Origin of the sequence: Flavobacterium sp. KMS, assembly GCF_000813005.1 — a bacterium.
In the GTDB taxonomy this organism is placed as follows: domain Bacteria; phylum Bacteroidota; class Bacteroidia; order Flavobacteriales; family Flavobacteriaceae; genus Flavobacterium.
In genome coordinates this window covers 161,476-182,367 of sequence record NZ_JSYP01000005.1, presented here as the reverse complement: position 1 = coordinate 182,367, position 20,892 = coordinate 161,476, and the positions used below count along the sequence as shown (strand labels likewise).

General features: G+C 34.3%; 12 protein-coding genes, 1 tRNA gene and 1 riboswitch. Of the genes, 5 read left to right on the top strand and 8 right to left on the bottom strand.

The genetic code is table 11. From position 1 onward, the window contains the following. Positions 1 to 98: 98 nt before the first annotated feature. From OA93_RS07565 to OA93_RS07545, 5 genes are all read right to left on the bottom strand, one after another. Complete coding sequence (locus OA93_RS07565; protein ID WP_039112531.1) at positions 99 to 2,213, bottom strand: glycoside hydrolase family 97 protein; 2,115 nt, start codon at positions 2,211 to 2,213, stop codon at positions 99 to 101. A gap of 45 nt (positions 2,214 to 2,258) precedes the next feature. Further along, the gene (locus tag OA93_RS07560; protein WP_039112530.1) at positions 2,259 to 4,559 is read right to left on the bottom strand and encodes a glycoside hydrolase family 65 protein; all 2,301 of its coding nucleotides are present in this window, start codon (positions 4,557 to 4,559) and stop codon (positions 2,259 to 2,261) included. Positions 4,560 to 4,665: 106 nt separating this feature from the next. Continuing rightward, positions 4,666 to 5,322 carry a beta-phosphoglucomutase gene (gene pgmB, locus OA93_RS07555; RefSeq protein WP_039112529.1) on the bottom strand — a complete coding sequence of 219 codons (657 nt, stop codon included), beginning with the start codon at positions 5,320 to 5,322 and terminating at the stop codon, positions 4,666 to 4,668. Between the two features lie 107 nt (positions 5,323 to 5,429). Continuing rightward, on the bottom strand, positions 5,430 to 6,779 hold the full coding sequence (locus OA93_RS07550) for an MFS transporter (protein ID WP_039112528.1): 1,350 nt from the start codon (positions 6,777 to 6,779) through the stop codon (positions 5,430 to 5,432). A 175-nt stretch (positions 6,780 to 6,954) separates the two neighbouring features. After that, the gene (locus tag OA93_RS07545; protein WP_039112527.1) at positions 6,955 to 7,986 is read right to left on the bottom strand and encodes a LacI family DNA-binding transcriptional regulator; all 1,032 of its coding nucleotides are present in this window, start codon (positions 7,984 to 7,986) and stop codon (positions 6,955 to 6,957) included. A gap of 236 nt (positions 7,987 to 8,222) precedes the next feature. On the opposite strand from OA93_RS07545, the gene OA93_RS07540 reads away from it, so the two are divergent. The 4 genes from OA93_RS07540 (at position 8,223) to OA93_RS07525 (ending at position 16,660) form a co-directional block, all read left to right on the top strand. Next, a complete protein-coding gene (locus OA93_RS07540; protein WP_039112526.1) occupies positions 8,223 to 11,204 on the top strand; it encodes a TonB-dependent receptor in 2,982 nt (993 codons plus the stop codon). Positions 11,205 to 11,241: 37 nt separating this feature from the next. After that, positions 11,242 to 12,849 carry a RagB/SusD family nutrient uptake outer membrane protein gene (locus OA93_RS07535; protein WP_039112567.1) on the top strand — a complete coding sequence of 536 codons (1,608 nt, stop codon included), beginning with the start codon at positions 11,242 to 11,244 and terminating at the stop codon, positions 12,847 to 12,849. A gap of 25 nt (positions 12,850 to 12,874) precedes the next feature. Continuing rightward, on the top strand, positions 12,875 to 13,696 hold the full coding sequence (locus OA93_RS07530; protein ID WP_039112525.1) for a SusE domain-containing protein: 822 nt from the start codon (positions 12,875 to 12,877) through the stop codon (positions 13,694 to 13,696). A 78-nt stretch (positions 13,697 to 13,774) separates the two neighbouring features. Beyond that, a complete protein-coding gene (locus tag OA93_RS07525) occupies positions 13,775 to 16,660 on the top strand; it encodes an alpha-amylase family glycosyl hydrolase (protein ID WP_039112524.1) in 2,886 nt (961 codons plus the stop codon). A gap of 87 nt (positions 16,661 to 16,747) precedes the next feature. Here OA93_RS07525 and OA93_RS07520 read toward each other — a convergent pair whose 3' ends face one another. Both OA93_RS07520 and OA93_RS07515 read right to left on the bottom strand, forming a co-directional pair. Beyond that, positions 16,748 to 16,972 carry a DUF6814 family protein gene (locus tag OA93_RS07520; RefSeq protein ID WP_039112523.1) on the bottom strand — a complete coding sequence of 75 codons (225 nt, stop codon included), beginning with the start codon at positions 16,970 to 16,972 and terminating at the stop codon, positions 16,748 to 16,750. 12 nt (positions 16,973 to 16,984) lie between these two features. Continuing rightward, the gene (locus OA93_RS07515; RefSeq protein ID WP_039112522.1) at positions 16,985 to 18,478 is read right to left on the bottom strand and encodes an MFS transporter; all 1,494 of its coding nucleotides are present in this window, start codon (positions 18,476 to 18,478) and stop codon (positions 16,985 to 16,987) included. Between the two features lie 240 nt (positions 18,479 to 18,718). Then, positions 18,719 to 18,911, top strand: a riboswitch (cobalamin riboswitch). 323 nt (positions 18,912 to 19,234) lie between these two features. Between OA93_RS07515 and OA93_RS07510 the strand changes: the two genes are divergently transcribed. Then, positions 19,235 to 20,554 (top strand): DUF5074 domain-containing protein, encoded by a 1,320-nt coding sequence (locus tag OA93_RS07510; RefSeq protein ID WP_039112521.1) that lies wholly within the window; start codon positions 19,235 to 19,237, stop codon positions 20,552 to 20,554. Positions 20,555 to 20,792: 238 nt separating this feature from the next. On the opposite strand, the gene OA93_RS07505 is transcribed toward OA93_RS07510, so the two are convergent. Continuing rightward, positions 20,793 to 20,865: transfer RNA gene (locus OA93_RS07505), tRNA-Phe, on the bottom strand. Positions 20,866 to 20,892: the final 27 nt, after the last annotated feature.

The following is a 20,892-nucleotide window of genomic DNA, read 5'->3' as shown; positions in this document are numbered from 1 at the left end:
CATCTCTCCCGAAGCTCCAGGACGTTCGATGTGACAAAAAGAGAGTTATGAAAAAAAGACAAGTAATCTTGGGAAAAATCACTTGTCTTTTTTAAGTTTTATTTAGTTTCGATTATGCTAATTGCATAACCACCACCTGGAACAGATAACTGTGATAATTTTGATTTATTTGTTACTGCTATTTTCTTAATAGTGTAAGCTTGTGGATTTGTTTTGTAGTGTGCATCTTTTGCATCAGCATAAATTGTTGCTGTGTATTTTTTTCCTTTTTCAAGGAAATCAAAGTTGATGTTTGATGTACGACTAACGTCTCCGTTTACATTACCTACAAACCAGTTGTTAGTTCCTTTTGCTTTACGTGCTACAGTAATGTAATCACCTGGTTCTGCTTCAATATATTTACTTTTATCCCAATCGATAGCAACATCTTTGATGAATTGGAAAGCATCTGCAAATTTGTTGTAGTGCTCAGGAAGATCGGCAGCCATTTGTAATGGGCTGTACATAGTAACGTATAATGCCAATTGATTAGCAATTGTACTGTTTACATGCGATTTGTTATCAGGATTAAGTTTGCTAATGTCCATTTCGAAAATACCAGGAGTATAATCCATTGGTCCACCAATTAATCTTGTAAATGGTAAGATTGTTACGTGGTTTGCTTTAGATCCACCAAATGCTTGGTATTCTGTTCCTCTTGCAGATTCGTTACCGATTAAGTTAGGATATGTTCTGCTAATACCTGTTGGGCGTACTGCTTCGTGAGCATTAACCATAATTTTATATTCAGCAGCTTTTTCTAAAGCATATTGATAATGGTTTACAATCCATTGGTCATAATGATTTTCTCCTCTAGGCAAGATGTCACCTACGTATCCACTCTTTACAGCATCATATCCATTGTCTTTCATGAATTGGTATGCTTTGTCCATATGACGCTCGTAGTTACGAACTGAACCTGAAGTTTCGTGGTGCATGATGATTTTTACACCTTTTGATTTTGCATAAGCGTGCAATCCTTTTACATCAAAATCTGGGTAAGGAGTTACGAAATCAAAAACATAATCTTTAGAGTGACCAAACCAGTCTTCCCAACCTTCATTCCAACCTTCAACAAGTACGGCATCAAAACCATTTTGTGCTGCAAAGTCAATGTATTTTTTTACGTTAGCATTAGTTGCTCCGTGAGTTCCGTTTGGTTTTGCTTTAGAGAAATCAGAAACTCCAAGTTGTACCGTTGGGAAATCGTTAGTGTATGACCAAGAACTTTTTCCTGTAATCATTTCCCACCAAACACCTACATACTTAACTGGTTTTATCCAAGAAGTATCTTCAATTTTACAAGGATCATTTAGGTTTAATGTCATTTTTGAATTAAGAATTTCTCTTGCATCATCGCTAACAATAATTGTTCTCCAAGGAGAATGACTTGGTGCTTGCATGTATCCTTTATCACCTTTTGCATCTGGAGTTAACCATGATTCGAAAATCATGTTTTTATCATCCAGATTTAAGTGCATGCATGAATAATTAATTAATGCTGCTTCATGAAGATTGATATATACTCCTTCGGCAGTTTTTAGCATAAGCGAAGTCTGAACTCCTGTTGGAGAAAAAGATTTTTGTGATACGTTTGCAGTATATGCTTTTTCAGATAATCCACGGATTTCAGATAATTTTGATTTTGTATAATCGTATTCTTGTGTATCGTAATCACCAGGAATCCAAAATGCAGTATGGTCGCCCGTCATTGCAAATTGTGTTTTTTCTTCTTTGATTACAAAATACGTAAGGTTCTTTTGAGTTGGGAATTCATAACGGAATCCTAGTCCATCATCAAATAAACGAAAACGGATTAACAATTGTCTGTCTGTTCCTTTTTGGTTTAAGGTTACCGCAAGTTCATTATAATGATTGCGAATAGAAGCTACTTCTCCCCAAACTGGTTTCCAGTTTTCGTCAAAAGTTGCAGTTTTTGTATCAATAACCGTAAAATCATTTAGTAACGATTTTTTATCGTCTTTAAGCTCAAGTCCCAACTTACTGGATTTTACAACCTCTTTGTTTTTGTATTTAAGATTGTAAGTTGGAGTTCCGTCGCTTTGTAGCGAAAACTCCATGACAAATTTTCCTTCAGGCGATTTTAGTTGTTGTGCTTTTGTAATGTTACAAAATGCAACTAGAATGAAGGCTGTGAAAATGAAATTCTTCATGTTGATAAATTAAAAAATGTTATAAAAATATATAGAAGCTACTATTTATGCAATTGCATATTTTGTAGCGACTACGGTTTGGCCATTAACGACAATGGCTAAGTCGGTATCTCCATCTACAGAAAACGTAGTTTCGTTATGGTTTATTGACACTTTTAGAATTTGATTTCTAAAATTGATTTTAAATGAATATCCTGTCCATTCTTTTGGAATTTTAGGAGAGAAATGTAGCGTATCATTTTTTACACGCATTCCTCCAAAACCTTCTACAATACTCATCCATGTTCCAGCCATCGATGTAATATGACAACCTTCTTCAACTTCTTTATTGTAATCGTCTAAGTCTAAACGAGAAGTTCTTAGGTAGAATGTATATGCCATATCCATTTTGTCCAGAGCTGCTGCCTGAATAGAGTGTACACAAGGCGAAAGTGAACTTTCGTGCACGGTGAAAGATTCGTAAAACTCAAAATTACGCAATAGTTCTTCTTTTGTAAAATGGGCCTCAAAAAAGTAAAAGCATTGTAAAACATCAGCTTGTTTGATATATGGTGAACGTAATACGCGATCCCAAGACCATTTTTGGTTTATAGGACGTTGCGATCGGTCTAAGTCTTTTACTGGAACTAAATCTTTATCCAGGAATCCGTCTTGTTGTAGGTAAACATCAAGTTCTTTCGAAAATGGGAAGTACATATTATTGGCTACTTTTTTCCATTCCTGAATTTCAGTTGCAGTAAGATTTACTTTTTCGATAATTCTTTTGTGATCGGAAGGGTATTCGGTAGCAACTTTTATAATTTGTTCTTCGGCATAATCAATACACCATTTTGCAATATAATTGGTATAGAAATTATTGTTGATGTTGTTTTCGTATTCGTTAGGACCTGTAACTCCTAATATCACATACTGATTTTTATCTGTAGAGAATGAAGCTCTTTGATGCCAAAAACGCGCAATACCAATTAATACTTCTAATCCTTTTTCTGGAATATAGGAGTAATCTCCTGTGTAACGGTTGTAATTGAAAATGGCAAAAGCTATCGCTCCATTTCTATGGATTTCTTCATGCGTGATTTCCCATTCGTTATGGCATTCTTCCCCATTCATAGTTACCATTGGGTATAAAGCTGCTCCATCTTTGAAACCCAAATTGTCTTTGGCATTTTCAATAGCTTTATCCAATTGGTTATAACGATAGGTCAATAAATTACGAGCTACTTGCTGGTCTTTTGTCGCCATATAAAATGGAATGCAATAGGCTTCGGTATCCCAATAGGTTGATCCTCCGTATTTTTCTCCAGTAAATCCTTTTGGTCCAATGTTTAATCGGTTGTCTTTTCCTGAATAGGTTTGGTTTAACTGAAAAATATTAAAACGAATTCCTTGTTGAGCTTTTACATCGCCATCGATAGTAATGTCTGACATTTCCCAAACTTTAGCCCAAGCATCAATTTGTTCTTGTAATAATTGGTCATATCCTTTGCTTAATGCTTCCTTAATTGCTTTTTCGGCAGCAGTAAGAGTGTTGGTATGGTTTAATGAAACGGTATAACCACCAATTTTTTGTATAGATGAGGTTTGTCCTTTAGCAATGATTACACCATAAGTATATTCTACTTTATCTGTTGAAGAATCTATTGTAGAAGGCGAAATATTAATATTCTCGTTATTAGCAAAAATGCTATTGTGCATAAAAGTCGTAACCTTAAAATGTGTTTTATAGGTTTGAGCAGTTACATAAGCTTCATTTGTAGCTTTTTTTACTTCAAGAGGTTCCCAGAATTTTTCTTCCCAGTTTGCATCTTCATTGGTAACACCAGCATCCAAATATGGTTTGTAAAGAATTTTTGCATCTTTATTTAATGGAGTTATTTCGTATTTGATAATACCAACTTCATCCAGATTCAAAGACAGAAAACGACGTACGTTAACAGCAATTTCGGTTCCGTTTTTTAATGTTGCTTCAAAGGAACGATTGTACCAACCTTCTTTCATATTTAATTCTCTACGAAAGTTTTTTACTTCGGTACAAGAATTTAAATCGAAAGCTTCTTCGTTAATTTCAACGTTGATACCAATCCAGTTTGGAGCATTAAGTACTTTGGCGAAGTATTTTGGATATCCATTTTTCCACCAACCCACTTTTGTTTTATCTGGATAATAGATTCCGGCAATATAACTTCCCTGGAAAGTTTCTCCTGAGTATTTTTCTTCAAAATTGGCACGCTGTCCCATGGCACCGTTTCCGATACTAAAAAGACTTTCAGATGATTTGACTCTTTCAACATCAAAGCCTTCTTCTATTATTGACCAATTGTCTGGTTTTATATAATCTTGATTCATTGTTTTTAAAATTTGACAATTCGTAAATTAGAAAATGAGATAATTAAGCAGTTTGAGAATTATCTAATGGAGTATCTAATTGATTAATTGTTTTCGATTGATTGATTTATTTTGTGATTAATGATTTGATGAAATTTTGATCTATTAAGGTAAAATCCTCAAAGATGTATTTTGCTTCGTGTAATACTGTTTTGGAACCAATTCCTACACTAGTCATTTTTGCAATATTAGCTGCTTGAACTCCTGCAACTGAATCTTCAAAAACGATAGAATCTGTAGGGCTTATGTTTAATAATTGAGCCGCTTTCAGGAAAACTTCAGGGTCTGGTTTAGCATTTGTAACATCATTACCATCTACGATAACATCGAAGTAGGAGATGATTCCTGTTTTTTCGAGAATCGGACGTGCATTTTTGCTAGCTGAACCTAATGCAATGGCTTGTTTATTCTCTTTTAAAAATTCTAAAACAGGGAAAACTCCAGGAAGGATTTCGCTTTTATCCATATCTACCAGATAAGTCAGATAGTCTTCATTTTTTTGGATGAGCCATTTATCTTTGTCTTCTTGTGAAGCTTGTATGTTTCCTAATTCCAGGATGATATCTAGAGAACGTACACGACTTACTCCTTTTAAGAGTTCGTTGTGTTCGTGTGTAAAGTCAATGTTTAATGCATTTGCAATTTTTTGCCACGCTAAATAATGATATTTAGCTGTGTCAACAATTACGCCGTCCAGGTCGAATATAAACGCTTTTGTATTCATTTAATAATATGCTTATTTTGTATTTCTTTTCGAAAAAGTATTTAAATTTTGATTGTAAGGAAACCATTTCTCATTTTATCAGAAAGAGAATTTTTTAGATGTGAGTTTTAGATTTTAATGTCATCTACATCTTTCACTTTGTAAACTAAAACTGCGGCTATCAAAAAGCTGACTCCACTCGTGATTAAAGCGTACATAGCATCACCGTTATAAAGGTATTTTACGATTGGCCCTCCGATTATTGCGTTTATTATTTGAGGAATTACGATGAAGAAATTGAAAATCCCCATGTAAACCCCCATTTTTTTAGGAGCAATAGATCCAGCCAGAATAGCATACGGCATTGCGAGGATACTAGCCCAAGCCACACCAATTAATACCATAGAGAGAATAACCCAATTTTCATCTGGCATGAAGTAAATAGAAATTAAACCTATTCCTCCAATAACTAATGAAAGGGCGTGAGTTGATTTTCGTCCAATTTTTTTTGCAATCATCGGAAGAAAAAACAAGGCTATAATTGCCGAAACAAGATTGTAAACTCCAAAGAGAATTCCAACCCAATCCCCAGCATCTTGGTAAGTTTGACTTGAATTATCGTCTAATGGTAATCCGTAAATATGATGTGCAATTGCTGGAGTACTAAATACCCACATACCGAAAAGTCCGAACCAAGAGAAAAACTGCACCCAACTAAGCTGACGCATAGTAGTTGGCATTTTTGCAAAATCCGTAAAAATATCTGTAAGTCTTGATTTTTCTTCAGAAGGAACATCAACTTCACTTTGAGGATCTTCAAAATTGGCTAATTCTTCAGGAGAATATTCTTTGGTTGTAAATAAAGTTACCAGAATAGATCCAATTAAAACGACAGCTCCTAAAACAAAGGAAAGAGTAAGATTTAAAGGGACACTACCAGGAACGGTACTGTTAGAAACTCCAAACCATTTGGTTAATACATAAGGTAATGCCGAACCAATTACGGCTCCGAAACCAATAAGTGCTGTTTGGATACTGAATCCTGCTGTGCGCTGGTCAGTTCTTAAATTGTCTCCAACTAAAGCACGGAATGGTTCCATGGCAATATTAAACGAAGCATCCATAATCATAAGCATTCCTGCTCCAACCCATAATGCAGGTAAAACAGAAATAAATATGTTTGCTTGTGGCATTAATATTAATCCAACCGAAGCTAGAATAGCACCTACTAGAAAAAATGGTTTTCTTCGACCAAATTTCCCCCAGGTTTTATCACTATAATGTCCAATGATAGGTTGAACAATTAATCCCATTAAAGGAGCAATTATCCAAAACCATGAAAGTTCGTGTACGTCGGCACCAAAAATTTGAAGAATTCTACTGGCATTTGCATTTTGTAGAGCAAACCCCATTTGTATTCCTAAGAAACCGAAACTCATGTTCCAGATTTCCCAAAAACTTAATTTACGCTTTTCCATTATCGTAATTTAATGAATGTACGATAAGCGCTTTGCTTATCAAAACTTAACTTATTTTTCGAAGTAAAAGTAAAAGTTTTGAGCTGGCGTAAATTTATAAATTATTTTTCTAAAGAAACAAATAAAAACCCATTAAATAATTTTAATGGGTTTTTGTATGTGATTATTTAGGGAGTTAATCTGTAGATTCTCTTTCTATAAGATGAGTTTCAATGACTTCAGTTTTGTAATTTTCTTCTTCTTCCTCGCCTTCTTCGGTTTCTGATTCCAGGCGATCTATAAGCATTTTCGCAGCTTTATTCCCCATTTTGTTACCGCTCTGGCTTACGGTAGTAATAGTGGGAGTCGAATATTTGGATATAATTCCATCAGTAAACGCAATAACGGCTACATCCTCGGGAACTCTAAGTCCCATTTTGCTGGCTGTTTTTATTATAGTAACGGCAAAAAGTTCGTTAACTGCAAAAACTGCATCTATAGCCCGATCTTCTAATAATTGACTAATAATTATTTCGCAAGTGTCTACATCTTCAATCTTAATAATAAGGTCTTCATTAAAAGGTATGTCGTTGTCTAATAATGCTTTTGTGTATCCATCTGTTCGTAGTTTTCCAACGCTTACGTAATCAACAGTTGTAACTAAAGCTATTTTTTTACGGCCCTTATCAATTAAACTCTGAACTGCTTCATAAGCTGCCGATTTATCGTCGATAATTACTTTGTCGCATAAAATTTCATTGGTAACCCTGTCGAACATAACGACTGGCATTCCTTGATTTATGACTTCGGTTATATGATGAAAATCGCCTTTAAATTGTGTTTCTTTAGATAATGATATGATAAAACCATCGATACTTCCGTTGGCAAGCATTTCCATGTTAAGTACTTCTTTATCAAATGAATCATCAGATAAACATATGATAACACTATAGCCATTTTCGTTAGCAACTTCCTCGACTCCGTTAATGACTGTTGAGAAAAAATGATGTACAATTTCGGGAATAATAATACCTATTGTTTTGGTTTTACGATTCTTAAGGCTAAGGGCAATATTGTTGGGTTTGTAGTTATAGAATTTGGCAAAAGCCTGAACTTTTAATCGGGTATCTTCTCCGATTTCGAGGCTGTTTCGAAGTGATTTTGAGACGGTAGAAATAGATACATCAAGCTCCTTCGCAATTTGTTTAAGGGTTATTTTGCGTTTCATACTGTTGATATGGAAAAAATTGTTTTGTTAATAAAGATATGGTTTATTTTTAAAAATGACAGTATTATGCTTAAAAACTTATATAATATAGAAAGTTTTCAACACTATCACGTTTTCGTAAGCTGATATGATTTTGGTCATGTCGGGCATGTTAATAAATCCTTAATTTTGAAATTCGAAGTAAAAATAAAAGTTAAATATTCAACCAAAACTCAATTTTAATTTAAACAAAAAGTATGAAAACAATTTATAAAAAGTTGTTATTTTTATTCTTACTCCTTCCTTTTAGTGTGTTTGCTCAGAGCACATTAGATGGTGTTGTTCTTGATAAAGCAACAGGGCAACCGATTCCAGGAGTAAATGTAAATGTACAAGGGGGTACCAATGGTACTTCGACTGATTTTGACGGAAAATTTAAACTGTCAAATGTAAAAAGTGGGGATAAACTTGTCGCTTCTTTCATAGGTTATGTTAGTGCAACTATTAGTTTTAACGGACAAAAAAACATAAGTATTTCTTTAGAAGAAGATGCAAATCAACTTAGGGAAGTTGTAGTACAAGTAGGTTACGGAACTGTTAAGAAAAAAGACGCAACAGGTTCAGTATCTCAAATTTCTGCTAAAGAATTTAATAAAGGAATTAACGTAACTCCAGAAAGTTTAATCAGCGGAAGAATTGCTGGTGTAAATGTTGTTGGAGGTGGTGCTCCTGGAGCAAAAGCTGATATTAGAATTCGTGGAGGATCTTCATTAAGTGCTTCAAACGAGCCTTTAATTGTAGTAGATGGTCTTCCTATGAGTAATGCTAAAACAGAAGGAGCAACAAGTATTTTATCTACAATTGATCCTAACGATATTGAGTCTTTTACTGTTTTGAAAGATGCTTCGGCAGCTGCGATTTACGGTTCTAGAGCAGCAAATGGTGTAATTGTTATTACTACTAAAAAAGGAACAAAAGGTGGAGTAAAAGTTAATTTTAGCTCTCAGGTTGGTATCAATACTGTGGCTAATACAGTAGATGTTTTAAGTGCAGACCAGTTTCGTACTCTTGTAAATGAAAAAGGTAACGCTGCACAAAAAGCTTTACTAGGTACAGCAAATACAAATTGGCAAGATGAAATTTTTCATACTGCTTTAACAACTAACAATAACATTTCGGTTAGTGGTGCTTTATTTAATAAATTGCCAGTACGTTTATCTGTTGGAAATGTTGATAATCCTGGAATCTTAAGAAACACTTCTTTTGAAAGAACTACGACATCGATATCGCTAAACCCTGTTTTATTTGATAATCATTTAAAAATTGATATTACTGGAAATTTAGCTTTTGGAAAAAATCAATTTCAAGATGAAGGTCCGGTAATTAGTAGTGCGATTATGTTTGATCCAACACAACCTGTTTATCAAGATGGTTCACGTTATGGAGGTTATTTTGAATGGTTGGAAGCAAACGGTAATGTACCATTGTTACCAGCGAGAAATCCAGTTGCAAGATTAAATCAAGATGAGCGTAGAGCAACTTCTACAAGAAAATGGGGTAACATTAGGATAGATTATAAACTTCATTTCTTTGAAGATTTAAGAGTTGTTGCTGAGGCAGGTATCGATAAATTTGATACTAATGGTTATACCCGAGTAAGTACGGAGAGTATTTTAGGATACCAACCTACTACATTTGATAAAGGGAACTGGACTAATTTAGGAGGGTATACTGGTTATACAGATAGTCGTCAGAATAAAAACTTAAATACTTATTTTAACTATACTAAAGATTTAGGGAAATTTAAAATTGATGCTACTGCCGGATACAACTATCAGTTGTTTCAACGTGAGGGATATAACTCAGGTGATATTATGCGACCAAACCCACCATCAGATGTTACTACAGATGCAGATGTTAACTTACAATCTTATTTTGGACGTTTGAATTTAGGATATGATAGTCGTTATTTATTAACGGTAAATTATAGAAGAGACGGTACTTCTCGTTTCTCTAAAGAAAACAGATGGGGTAATTTTGCAGGAGGTGCTTTTGCATGGAATGTTGCAGAAGAAGACTTCTTAAAAGGAAATGAAACACTATCTAGCTTAAAGTTAAGAGTTGGATACGGAACTACAGGACAGCAAGATATTCCACCTGCATACGATTATTTGCAGCGTGTAACATTAGGAACGCTTAGCACACAATACCTTTTTAATGGTGTTATTTACAGAGCGGCAAAACCAGAAGGATACAATAAAGATATAAAATGGGAAGATTTAGCTGAGGCAAACGTAGGAGTTGATTTCGGGTTTCTTAACGATAGAATAACAGGAACACTTAATTATTTTGATAAAAAATCTAGTGACCTTTTAGCAGAGATTCCAGTTCCAGATGGTGCAAATATCAGAAACCAAGGATATAGCAATATCGGTAGTGTAAGAACAAAAGGGGTTGAGTTTAATCTTCAATCTGACATTATTAAAAATGATAAATTAACTTGGAATGTTGCTGCTAATGCAACTTACATTGATCAAAAAATATCTGATTTAGGGACAACTGTTCCAGGATTTCAAGGGTATATTACAGGAGATGTTATCGCTGGAGGTACAGGAAATCAAGTTTTAATACATTCTGAGGGATATGCTCCAAATTCATTTTTTGTATTTGAACAATTATATGATGAAAACAAACGACCTATTCAGGGTGCATATGCAGACAGAAATGGTGACGGTGTTATAACAGATGCTGACCGTTATAAGTTTCATAAACCAGCAGCAGATTACACTTTCGGATTATTCTCTACTTTAAATTATGGGCAGTTCGATTTTACAATGAACTGGAGAGCTAGTGTTGGGAACTATATTTTTGATAACGTAAGTTCTGATAAAGGATATTTACAAGCAGGTTTAAGAAGAGATTCTGATTTGTCTAATATTAGTTCTGATTATTATAATACTGGTTTTACTACTGAAAGTAATTCTAATGGGACACAACGTAATTACTCTGATTATTATGTAAAAGATGCTTCTTTTATTAAGTTAGATAATGTTGTACTTGGATACACTTTTAATAAAACGTTACTGAAAGCTGCTTCATTGAGGTTTACAGTTGGAGTTCAAAATGTTTTCGTTTTAACAAAATATGATGGCTTAGATCCTGAAAAATTCAACGGAATAGACAATAATGTTTATCCAAGAGCCAGAACATTCTTGTTTGGAGTAAATGCAAATTTCTAATAGTACGTTGAAAAATAAAATTTTAAAAATAAACAAAATGAAAATATCATTTAAATATATATCTTATTTTCTCCTATTCATTTTAGGATTGAATATGACCCTTACTTCATGTACGAGTGACTTAGATGTGAAGCCGACAGATGATGATGAGTTCCTTTCTGATGACTTTTTTAAAGATCCGGCATCATACAAACAAGTAATGGCGAAGTTATATGCAGGTTTGTATGTAGGAGGAAATGATGGAGATGCTTCTCCGGATATTTTTGGTCTTGGGGGTGATTTTAGCAGTTATTTGCGATTGTTATTTGTTACACAGGAATTCCCTACAGACGAAGCTATTGTAGCTTGGTCTGATGATGGTTTACCAGCTATAAATGGACAAAAATGGAGTCCTAGTAATCAGTTTTTGTATGGAATTTTTTCAAGAGCTTTTTATGAAATTAGTATTGCCAATGAGTTTTTAAGACAAACGTCAGAGGAGAAATTAGCAGAAAGAGGTGTTGATGCTAATTTGAAAGCTGAAATTGTTAAATTTAGAGCAGAGGCTCGTTTTTTAAGAGCGTTCTCTTATGTTAATTTAATGGATTTGTTTGGAAATGTACCAATTACTACTGAGAATGATCCTGTAGGATTCTTTTATCCAGAACAAAAATCAAGAGCACAAGTTTTTGCTTTTGTAGAGTCAGAATTAAAAGATTTGGATAATACTTTAGCTGCTTCTGGTGCAAATGAATACGGAAGAGTAGATAAAACTGCGGCTAAATTTTTATTAGCACAGATTTATTTAAATTCTAAAGTATATACAGGAACTGAAAGAAACAATGATGCTGCTATTGCTTGTAATGAAATTATAACAGGTTCTGCTTATAGTTTTGCAGATGTTCCATATCGTTATTTATTTGCTGCGGATAATGACAGAAACGGAGCTCAAAGAGAAGTAATCTTCCCAATTGTTGGAGATGGTAATGCTATTAGAGCAATAGGTGGAGGTATGAGTTTTATTATTCATGCATCTATTGGTGGTAAGATGGTGGGTGCCGATCAAGGAATGGATGGAGGCTGGTCAGGAACAAGAGCAAGACCAGAATTTGTTAAATTATTTCCTGATGCAACGGCAACAGCTGATCAAAGAGGTACTTTTTATACTAACGGACAAACTCTGGATATCGCTGATTATGGAGTTTTTAGTAATGGTTATGCTGTTACAAAATTTACCAATATCAATTCTGATGGTAGTGCTGCTCAAAGAAATGATGTGCCAGACACGGATTTCCCAATGTACAGATTGTCAGATGTGTATTTAATGTATGCTGAGGCAACACTTAGAGGAGCAGCATCTGGAAATGTTGCAACATCATTAGAGTATGTAAATAAAATTAGATTAAGAGCTAAGGCGGGCGTTGTTACAACTTCAGATTTAACACTGGACTTTATTTTAGATGAGAGAGGAAGAGAATTGTTTTGGGAGTGTCACAGAAGAACAGATTTGATTCGTTTTGGAAAATTTACAGGAGGATCTAAAATCTGGCAATGGAAAGGTGGCGTTAAAAATGGTAGTGGTACAGAAGAATTTAGAAACTTGATGCCTATTCCTTCAAAGACAATTCAGGCTAACCCAACTTTAAAACAAAATCCAGGATACTAACTAATCTTATAAAAAAATAAATAAAATGAAAAATATATATAAAATTTTAATCGCATTCATTGGTGTTTTAACGGTGTCTTGTAATGGAGATGATGTAGAAAACAGACCAGTAATACAACCAGTTACAGCTCCAGTTTTATTAAGTCCTCAGAACGATTTTAATATTGTTCTTACAAAAGAAAGTGAAAAAGAGATTGCTACAACTGTAATTTGGAATGATGCTAAGTACGATGGTACACCAACCGTTGTAAATTATACTATTGAAATCGCAAAAGCTGGGACTAAATTTGCAACTCCTGTTGCAGTAACTACAACTACAGCTCGTTTCAAAGCTTTGACAGTAGCGGAATTAAACTCTGCTTTAGTTAACGGAGGTTTTATTGAGAAAGAGGAAAATGATGTTGACATTCGTATTAAAGCTACTTTAGGAATTGGTGCTGAAGCACAGTATTCTAACTTCTATACTTTTAAGGCAACTCCTTATCACGTACCATTAGCAAGTTCTCATTGGTTAGTTGGAGAAGCAACTCCAGGTGGATGGTCATGGGATGGTGATGCTGAAACAGAATTTCCTTTAGTTGCAGGTCAAACAGATATCTATCAAGTAACTATTGTTCTTAAAAGCGGACAAGCATTTAGAGAATTTTTATCTAATGACTTTACAAGTGGAGGAAATTGGGGCGCAGGCAATAGTCGTAACTACCCATATTATTCTGGTAATGGATACACTATTGATGCAGAATTAGTTAATGCAGAAGATGGCGATAAAAACTTCAAATATACTGGACCAACTGGACCTAGAGTTCTTAAAATTGATAATGTTGCAAAAACTATAACATTAGATTAATTTTTTAATATAAATAATTTAAAGGCTATCCCTATGGGTAGCCTTTTTTATACAAACTAACCAATCAACCAAAAAACTATGAAAAAAACTTTACTATTATCTTTCTTTTTGTTGTGGGGTATTGTTACTCATGCACAGCAAATAACAGTATCGCCTGCTGTGTTTCAGGTTAACGAACCTATAACAATTACTGCATCTTTTGCATCGTCAACTTGTAATGAAATGGGTACGAATCCCACAAAAGTATATATGCATGCAGGAATAGGGACAGAGGCTAACCCATGGGCAACTGCAAAAGGAAATTGGGGTGCTGATGACGGAATTGGATTAATGACTAAAAATCCAAATGGTACATGGAGTATCGTTATTACGCCAAGTGTTTATTTCGGATTAACAACAATACAACAAGCAGCTGCTGTAAAAATGGGAATGGTGTTTAGAAACGCTGCTGGTTCTCAAACACTAAAACTGGCTCCGTCTTGTTCTGATTTCTTTATTAAGGTTGGTGCTTTTCAGGCAACTTTAACTTCACCGCTAGAAAATAGCAATACTATTGTAGCAAGCGGAGGAAGTTTAAATATTACCGCTACAAATACAAATGGAGTTGCAAGTTATAGCTTAAAATCAAACGGAGTAGTTTTAAATACTAACCCAAGTAGTTCGAGTTATGCTTTTAATCATGTAAATATTACGGGGAATCAGAGCTATGAATTAAGTATTACTCAGAGTGGAACAACTATTACTAAAAAATTCACAGCAATAGTCAATCCAGGAACTGTAATACCTGTTGCTATGCCCGTAGGATTAGTAGATGGAATAAATTATAATACTACAGATGCTACAAAAGCAACATTGGTTTTAGATGCTCCGCTAAAAGATTATGTTTATGTGGCAGGAAGCTTTAATAATTGGGTTTCTACGAGCGATTACTTAATGAAAAAAGATCCAACTTCGGGTAAGTTCTGGTTAGAGTTAACAGGATTGGTTTCGGGAGTAAATAATACCTATCAATATTGGGTTGTTGCTAATGCCCCAATTGCTAATTCACCTTCATTAGTAAAAACGGCAGATCCTTATTCTACATTAGTATTATCGCCTTTTGACGATTCAGGAATTCCGGCAACAAGTTATCCAAACATGCCAGTTTATCCAGTAGGGCAAGAACGTGAAGTTACAGTTTTAAAAACAGGACAAACAGCATATCCTTGGCAAGTAACAGATTTTGTTAAACCCGAAAAAGAGAAATTAGTGGTTTATGAAGTTCTAGTTCGTGATTTTGATGCAAACAGAAACTATCAAAGTCTGATTGATAAGATTGATTATTTCAAGAATTTAAAAATAAATGCTATTGAGTTAATGCCTGTTATGGAATTTGAAGGCAATGAAAGTTGGGGATATAATACCTCATTTCATATGGCTTTAGATAAATTTTATGGTACTTCGGATAAGCTTAAAGAATTTATTGATTTATGTCACCAAAACGGAATCGCAGTTATTATGGATGTTGCATTAAATCATGCATTTGGTCGTAATCCTATGGTAAGAATGTGGATGAATGATCCAGACAATGATGGTTGGGGTTCACCATCCACAGACAACCCTTATTTTAATAGCGTAGCAAAACATAGTTATAGTGTTGGAGAAGATTTTAATCATCAGCAAGCGAGAACTCAAAACTATGTAAAAAGAGTAATCCAACATTGGGTTGAAGAATATAAAATAGATGGTTTGCGTTGGGATTTAACCAAAGGGTTCACGCAGAATTGTACTGCTGGCGATGAATCGTGTACAAATAGTTTACAGCAAGACAGGGTGGATGTATTAAAAAAGTATGCCGATTATTCCTGGAGTCTTGATCCTACACATTATACAATTTTTGAACATCTCGGTAGTGATGCCGAAGAGCAGTTATGGGCTAATTATAAAATAAATGAAAGTCCTAGTAAAGGGATAATGATGTGGGGGAAAATGACCAATGCATACAATCAGTTGTCAATGGGATATGCTTCAGAAAGCAATATTTCTAGAATGACAAGTGCTAGTCGTGGTTTTTCTGCCAATCGATTAATAGGGTATGCCGAAAGCCATGATGAAGAACGATTAATGTATAAGAACATACAATATGGTAATAGTAATAATACAAGTCATGATGTTAAGAACTTAAATGTTGCTTTATCCAGAATGTCAGCTATTGGAGCTGTTTCTTTATTGATTCCTGGTCCAAAAATGATATGGCATTTTGGTGATTTAGGTTGGGAGAGTTCTATTTTTGCATGTAATAACGGAACCGTTAATGATGATTCGGGGACAATTCCTGGAGATTGTAAACTTGATACAAAACAACAACCACAATGGACGGGTAATTGGTTAGGTAATTCAAGCCGAAGCAAAATTTATAATGATTGGGCAAAAATGATTACTATGAAAACTGTTGAGCCTGTTTTTTCGGGAACAGTTACTGTTTCTAATACAAATTCATTGTCTCCTAATATAAAAATTACAAACGCAGCATTGGCATCAACGCAGCTAAAAGACGTGTTGATTCTGGCAAATTTTGATGTAACTACTCAAAGTGTTGCTACAGGTTTTCCTTATGCAGGAGTTTGGTATAATTTAATGGATAATACAACTATCAATGTTACTAATGTTGCAGCTCTAATTGCAATTCCAGCAGGAGAGTTTAGGATTTATGGTAATAAGCAAGCGCTGTTGGCTATAGAAAATTTTGAGAAACCAAATGCGATTACTTTACATCCTAATCCGGTTTCAGATTATTTTACTTTAAATACTGAGGTTTCAAGAGTAGAGATTTATTCTTTGACTGGACAGTTAGTGAAAAGCTTTAGCGGAAGCGGAAAAATAACTTCTGAGTTCTCAGTGAGTGAATTAAATACAGGATTGTATATCGTTAAGGCAATAGATGAAAATAATAAGACTCAGGTAATGAAGTTCTTGAAAAAATAATTTTGTTTAGTTAGTTAAAAAGCTGTCTATAAGTCATTATAGGCAGCTTTTTTGTTTTAAGTAATTTTAGGAAATAGAAAATGTAATTTATTTTTTCTTATCATATTCACCTATCAATGAAAAGTACCCAAAAGTACCAAGACCTAAAACGATTAGAGGAGTGAGAATAAATAGAATTATAATTCCGAAGACTAAATCGTCCTGTTTGTCAGAAACAAGTTTCGGTAACCCAAATTCAAAAATGCAAAAGTAAGCAGCAGCAATAGATAATATTATCCATAGTATTCCTAATATTCGTTTTAGTACATCCATTGTAAAAGGGGATTAAATGTGAGTGTTTTTGTCTTTATTGTCAATATAAATCATTCCGATAACAAAACATATCGAAGCTATAATAATAGGATACCAAAGGCCGTCAAGATAAAAGTCGGATTTGCCAACTTCCTTAGAGTGCGTTACAAAATAGGTTGAAATTGCAGGAAGTAAACCGCCAAAGATTCCGTTCCCAACATGATAAGGCAAAGACATCGATGTGTATCTTATTTTTGCTGGAAACATTTCTACCAAGAAAGCTGCAATAGGACCGTAAACCATTGTTACAAATAAGACCTGAACAAAAACTAGAAAAATCAATGTCCATTTATCTTGAGAGTTAATAGTGATTGTAGTTTGTCTTTCGGGGTTAATTTTTTCAGCATGATTTATTTGCTTAATCATGGCAATTGTGCCATCTGAATATTCATTGTTTATAATAACGTAATGTTCTTTTTTGGCATTGTTTTCGGATTCAGTTGTATATGTATTCGAGATAATTTTGTTGTCTAGATTTACGGTTTCATACATTTGTTTATATATAGGTCTGTAGAGTAGAATTGCGAGTAGCATTCCGCCCATCATAATATATTTACGTCCTATCTTGTCGCTCAACCATCCAAAAACTATAAAAAACGGAGTGCCTAATAACAACGCAATTCCTAGTAAGCCATCTACTTGAGAAGATTCGATACTCATTACCGTTTTCATAAAACTCATGGCGTAAAATTGTCCAGTGTACCAAACAACACCTTGTCCCATTGTTGCACCAAATAAAGCAAGTAAAACAAATTTCAGGTTATATCTATTTCCAAAACTTTCTTTTAAAGGGTTTACACTTATACTTCCTTCTTTTTTTGCTTTAGCAAAAACAGGAGATTCATCCATGTTTTTACGTATCAAGTAAGAAACTCCCACCATTACAATTGAAACCCAAAAAGGAACACGCCATCCCCAAGAATCAAAAGATTCGGCCGAAAGCGTATTTTTTGTAATTAAAATAACCATCAAAGAAATAAAAAGGCCAACGGTTGCTGTGGTTTGAATCCACGAAGTCCAATACCCGCGTTGTCCCACAGGAGCATGTTCGGCTACATAAGTTGCAGCGCCACCATATTCTCCACCAAGTGCAAGACCTTGTAATAATCTTAAAATCAAGACTAATACTGGTGCTAAGAAACCGATAGTATCATAACTCGGAATACAACCAATTAAAAAAGTAGAACATCCCATTAATAGCAGGGTCGCCATAAAAGTGTATTTTCTCCCAATTAAATCTCCAAGACGCCCGAAGAATAAAGCACCAAAGGGCCTAACAACAAAACCTGCTGCAAAAGTGGCTAGAGTTGCCAAAAATGATGCTGTAGGATTGTCTGATGGGAAAAATTTGGTAGAAATAACCACAGCCAAACTCCCGAAAATATAAAAATCATACCATTCTATCATCGTCCCCATAGAAGAGGCCGAAATAACTTTCCAAATTCCTTTTGTAGATGTATTACTCATGAAATGAATGTGTTTTTAATGGTAAATAAAAGCATAAGGCGATGTTTTACGAATATATAAGATATTTTCTTATTTAGTTGGTAGTTTTTTAACAAAAGCTGATTATTTGTTGATTTAACATTTGTTCAGAAGATCAAAGTTTGATAATTCAAAATAAAGTATAGTTTGCAGCAATGCTCAAGGCCTTTCAAATAAGAACTATTGCATTGTTACGAAAGAAAACATTAGTTTTGCAGCTCAAATTTTAAAACAGAAAATGGTTGTCATATCGATATGATATTGACATTAAAAGGGAATTTGGTGTAAATCCAAAACTGTCCCGCAGCTGTAAGCTCATTAACTGAAGCCCTTTAATACGTCACTTTTCATTTAGAAAGGGAAGGCAGGGTGTAGGGAGTAAGTCAGAAGACCTGCCGTTTTTTTATACTAATAAATAGCTTTCGGGGATTGAAGCTTGAATTAAGAACAATACTTTTCACTTTGTGTGATAATGGTATTGTTTAGCTATTCTATTCTCGTAAGCCAAAAAATGGAATTTATGAGATTTTTTTTCTGCAAATATAATATCGTAAAAGCAATCCTTTCTTGTGAGCTTTTCTGTTCGATATTTTCCTTTTCTACACTAAAAAAATCATTAAAACGTATCGCTTTACAATATGCTGTGCTTTTACAAAAGTTTATTTATAGAACTTTTGCAAGAGTAAATTGTATTTCGATTTAAAAATTTAAGTAATATAATTTTTTAAATATTTAATAATGAAAAACCAATTTTTTTCCAAGCAATTAATCGCAATTGCTTCTTTGATTATGCTAACAGTTTCGTGTAACAATGATGATGATTTTACAGAACCTCCAGTGATAAAAGGCGAACAGCAATTAAAAGATACTTTAACCGTTGGGAAAATACTTCAATTAAGCTCAAAATTAGCAGATAGAAAAAATGTTTCTTTTGAATGGGCGATAGATGGAAAAGTAGTAGGATCTGATTCTACCTATATCTTTAAACCAGAAACGAGGGGAGATTTTAAAATTACAATGATAGCCAAAAATGATGGCGGAAAAGTTTCTCTTACTTATGATATCCATGCATGGGGAGCATATGAAAACGGTTTTTTTATGATCAACGAAGGATGGTTTGGTCACGGAACAGGAACGGTAGGGTTTTATAGATACGATACAAGAGCTATAGAAGACAGTGTTTTTGTAAAAGTAAATCCAGATAAAGATTTAAAACCGGCATCATCTACATTAGAATTTGGAACCATCATTAATAAAAAACTATTTTTAGTTTCTAAAGTTGGCGGACCTGTTGTAGTAGCTGATGCTTATTCGTTAAAAGAAGAAAAAAGAGTCCCGGCTAAAGGCGGAAACGACTGGCGTGCAGTTGTGGGTATTGATGAAAATCAAGCCCTTTTGACTTCTGGTAAAGGGATATTTAAGCTTAATCTTAATACGATGGAAGTGAATGGGCAAATCGAAGGTGTTACAGGTCAGGTTGGAGATGTTGTTAAGGCCAATGGTTATATTTTTGCATTGTCTGCTTCAAAAGGTGTTATTGTAATAAATGCTTCAACATTGGCAGTCGAAAAAACGATTCCGGGTATAGTTTTAGGATTTGCTGTTACCGATGATAAAAAAGTATGGGCAGCAGGAGGAAAAAATCTTATAAGTATAGATTCGAATACTCTTGAAGTAAAAGAAATTGCATTAGGTTTTCAGGCTTACGGAAGCTGGGGAGCTTGGCATCCGGGATCTATTACGGCTGCTAAAAATGATGTTTTCATTGCTAAAAACGGAAGTTTTAGTGGTGGTAAAGAAATTTACAAATACACTGGTACTCCAGAGTCATTGACTGCGCCTTTTATTACATTAACAAATTCAAATATCTTATATGGTGCAGGAATTGGTTATGACCGAAAGAAAAATACTTTGGTGGTAAATACCTTAAATTCAGGTTTTGGTGTGAATTTCTCTATAAACAATCTTTATATATTTAACGCTGATTCAGGAGAAAAAACAGCATCGGTAAATTTTTCAGGATATTATTTTCCTGCAGTTTCTGTATTTCATCAATAATTTTTTTGTTTTTTATCCGCAAAAAAAAATTACCGCAAAGATCGCAAAGTAAAAACGCAAAGTTCGCAAAGTAAAAACGCAAAGTTCGCAAAGCTTTATCATTAAGCTTTGCGAACTTTGCGTTTTTGAACATATTCATAAGTGAAAATCTTAGCGACCTTTGCGGTAAAATTCTTTTGAAAATAAAATCAGAAAAGTGTTAAAAACAAAAAACCCGAATATTTCTATTCGGGTTTCGTGGTACCTCCAGGGATCGAACCAGGGACACATGGATTTTCAGTCCATTGCTCTACCATCTGAGCTAAGGTACCGTGCTTGTTGCGGGTGCAAATATAGAA